3 protein-coding genes are annotated in these 3,065 nt (G+C 66.9%); 1 reads left to right on the forward strand and 2 read right to left on the reverse strand.

The features are described 5' to 3' along the window. Window positions 1-290: 290 nt before the first annotated feature. Both V6M63_RS16340 and V6M63_RS16345 read right to left on the reverse strand, forming a co-directional pair. Window positions 291-1,253: a Bug family tripartite tricarboxylate transporter substrate binding protein gene (locus tag V6M63_RS16340; RefSeq protein ID WP_332743585.1), complete on the reverse strand. Its 963-nt coding sequence runs from the start codon at window positions 1,251-1,253 to the stop codon at window positions 291-293. Between the two features lie 42 nt (window positions 1,254-1,295). Continuing rightward, a complete protein-coding gene (locus V6M63_RS16345) occupies window positions 1,296-1,730 on the reverse strand; it encodes an OsmC family protein (protein WP_332743587.1) in 435 nt (144 codons plus the stop codon). Between the two features lie 153 nt (window positions 1,731-1,883). On the opposite strand from V6M63_RS16345, the gene V6M63_RS16350 reads away from it, so the two are divergent. Then, the coding region (locus V6M63_RS16350; RefSeq protein WP_442909604.1) for an AMP-binding protein at window positions 1,884-3,065 on the forward strand (1,182 nt) is incomplete at its 3' end.

Below are 3,065 nucleotides of genomic sequence, written 5' to 3' on the forward strand. Positions count from 1 at the left end.
CCGATGGATGGCCAGCGGTGCACCTACCGCGTCACGTTCGAGCGCGCATGAGCACGCAAACGTTGCCGCCGGACCTCACGGACCGCGAAGGGCGATCGGGCATGTGCTGGGCATGCTTGCTCTTTACGGCGGGCTGTGAAGTTGCAGCCGCCGGACAGCGGCCCGCCGCATGATCATCGACAGTACGGGGCAGCCTGAGCGGGCACGTGCCATAGCCGCGCTTTTCAACCTGTCAACGGAGGTGGGTTCGAAAAGTAGCAGCCGTCATCGGCATCGAGGCGCGTACACGCTCAGTCGATTCGCGCGCCGGATTTTTTCACGGCGTCAGCCCAGCGCGGCATCTCTGCGGCGAGGAATTTCGCGAAGTCCTCGCTGCCCAGGAAGGCCGGGTCCGCGCCCTGCGCGACCATCTTGGCGCGGATGTCGGGGCTGGTCATCACCTGCTTGAAGGCATCGCTGAGCTTCGCAGTCACATCCTTGGGCAGCCCGGCCGGCGCGAGGAAGCCGTAGAACCCCACCACCTCGAAGCCCTTGATGCCGCTTTCGATGACGGTCGGGGTGTCGGGCAGGGCGGGATTGCGTTCCCTGCTCGTCACCGCCAGCGCCTTGACGCGCCCCTGCTTGTGGTAGCTCGCGGCCTGCGGGATGGACTCGGCCATGAACTGCACCTGCCCACCCATGAGGTCGGTGAACGCGGGAGCGCTGCCCCGGTAGGGAATGTGCACCATGAACAGCCCGGTCGCGCTCTTGAACATCTCAGGCACCAGGTGGCTGATGCCACCGTTGCCGGCCGAGCCGTAGTTCACCTGGCCCGGCCGCGTCCGCGCGTAGTCCATGAACTCCTTGAGCGACGATACCGGCAGCTTGGGGTTCACCAGCAGAGCCAGCGGCTGCATGGCGGTGCGCGCGATCGGCGTGAAGTCGCGCGTGGTCTGGTAGGCCAGCTTGCTGTACAGGGCCGGGTTGATCACCATGACCCCGGTATTGGCGAGCATCAGCGTGTAGCCGTCCGGCGCGGCCTTCATCACTTCCTGCGCCCCCACCGTGCCGCCCGCGCCGGCCTTGTAATCGATGATGACCGGCTGGCCCAGCACGGCCTGCAGCCTGTCGCTGAGCAGGCGTGCATGCTGGTCGAGCGGGCCGCCCGCGGGAAAGCCGATCACCACGCGGATCGGCTTTTCAGGGTAGGCCGCCATCGAGGCGGTGCTGGCGGCGATGAGCAGCGCCGCGAGGGCGCGCCGGGTGATTTTCATGGGGTGCTCCGTGTGGTGGAGCACACATGATAGAGGCCCGGCTCAGCCGCGCAGCTTGGCGTCCAGCGTGATCTCCGGCACGGCGGCCAGGGCCTTGGAGACCGGGCAGTTCTTCTTCGATGTCTCTGCCAGCTCCATGAAGCGCGCCTGATCGAGGCCGGGCACGGTGGCTTCCATCGCCAGGGCGATGCGGTCGATCTTCCAGCCTTCACCTTCCTTGGCCAGCCGTACGGTGGCGGTGGTGTCGATCGTGCTCACGTTGATGCCCGCCTTCTCGCACACAACGGCGAAGAACATCGTGAAGCAGGCCGCGTGCGCGGCGCCGAGGATCTCTTCAGGGTTGGTGCCCTTGCCGTCCGCGAAGCGGGCCGCCACGCCGTAGGCCTGGTTCTGCAGGGCGCCGGTCTCCGTGCTCACCTGGCCCTTGCCGGTCTTGCCCGGGCCTTCCCAATGGACGCTTGCTTTCTTTTCGATCATGATGGTTCTCCTTGAGGGACAGCGACTGAGTCTGCGCATGCGGTGCCGATCCGTCTGTAGGACGGTGCCGACTTCCCCGCGCCGTCGCCAAAGTGACGGGGCTGGGGGCATCCCTGATGCGCCGCGGCAAGCTCGCCGTTAGCCTCCATGCCCATGCAACGTCCCCACCACAAGTTCTGGCCCAAGCGCCTGCCGCACCGCATCACCGTGCCCGCCACCTCGCTGTGGGACAACCTCGAGACCAACGCCCGCCGCTACCCGGACAAGGCCGCGCTGGTGTTCTTCGGCCGCATCGTCAGCTATGCCGAGCTCAAGAGGCAGGCCGAGCGGCTCGCCGCCCGGCTGCACTCGCTGGGGGTGCGCAAGGGCGACCGGGTGATGCTGGACATGCAGAACTGTCCGCAGCTGGTGATCGCGCATTTTGCGATCCTGCGCGCCAACGCCGTCGTGGTTCCGGTGAACCCGATGAACCGCGCGGAGGAGCTCAAGCACTACATCGAAGACCCCGACGCGAAAGTCGCGATCACCACCGCCGACCTTGCAGCTGAAATCGCCAGGGCCAGCAACGCGTTGCCGGCGCAGCAGCGCCTGGCTCACCTGGTAGTGAGCCATTTCACCGACGCATTCGATCCCCAGGCACCGGGAGCGGATTCCATGCCCGCCGCGTGGCATGACTGGCTGCTCACGCCGCACCCCCTGCCGGCCCTGGACGGCGGCGAGGCGATGAGCTGGGAGGCGGCGCTCGACAATACGCTCCCGCCGTCCCCGTTGGACGTCGGCCCAGCGGACCTCGCCGTGCTGCCTTACACCAGCGGCACCACCGGCCTGCCCAAGGGCTGCCGGCACCTCCACTCCAGCATCATGCACAACGCGGTGTCCAGCGCCATCTGGGGCAACGCCACCTCCGAGAACGTCACGCTGCTCGTCGTGCCCATGTTCCACATCACGGGCATGGTGAGCGTGCTGCACGCCAGCATCTACGTGGGCGCCACGCTCATCGTGATGCCACGCTGGGACCGCGACCTGGCCGGCCGCCTCATCTCGAAATGGAAGGTGACCTCCTGGACCAATATCCCGACCATGGTGATCGACCTGCTGGGTAGCCCGAGCTTCGACGAGTACGACCTGTCCAGCCTGGTGCACATCGGCGGCGGCGGCGCGGCGATGCCGCAGGCCGTGGCTCAGCGGCTGTTCGAGCAGTTTGGCCTTCGCTATGTCGAAGGCTACGGCCTTACGGAAACAGCAGCGCCCTCGCACAGCAACCCGCCCGACAACCCGAAGCAGCAATGCCTGGGCATTCCCTTCATGAGCTGCGACGCGCGCGTGATCGACCCT

The sequence above is a fragment of the Hydrogenophaga sp. genome (assembly GCF_036675665.1).
GTDB lineage: Bacteria > Pseudomonadota > Gammaproteobacteria > Burkholderiales > Burkholderiaceae_C > Hydrogenophaga.

Coding starts and splice junctions, on each gene's coding strand:
- V6M63_RS16340 (WP_332743585.1), bottom strand. CDS start 1,253: ATGAAAATCACCCGGCGCGCCCTCGCGGCGCTGCTCATCGCCGCCAGC.
- V6M63_RS16345 (WP_332743587.1), bottom strand. CDS start 1,730: ATGATCGAAAAGAAAGCAAGCGTCCATTGGGAAGGCCCGGGCAAGACC.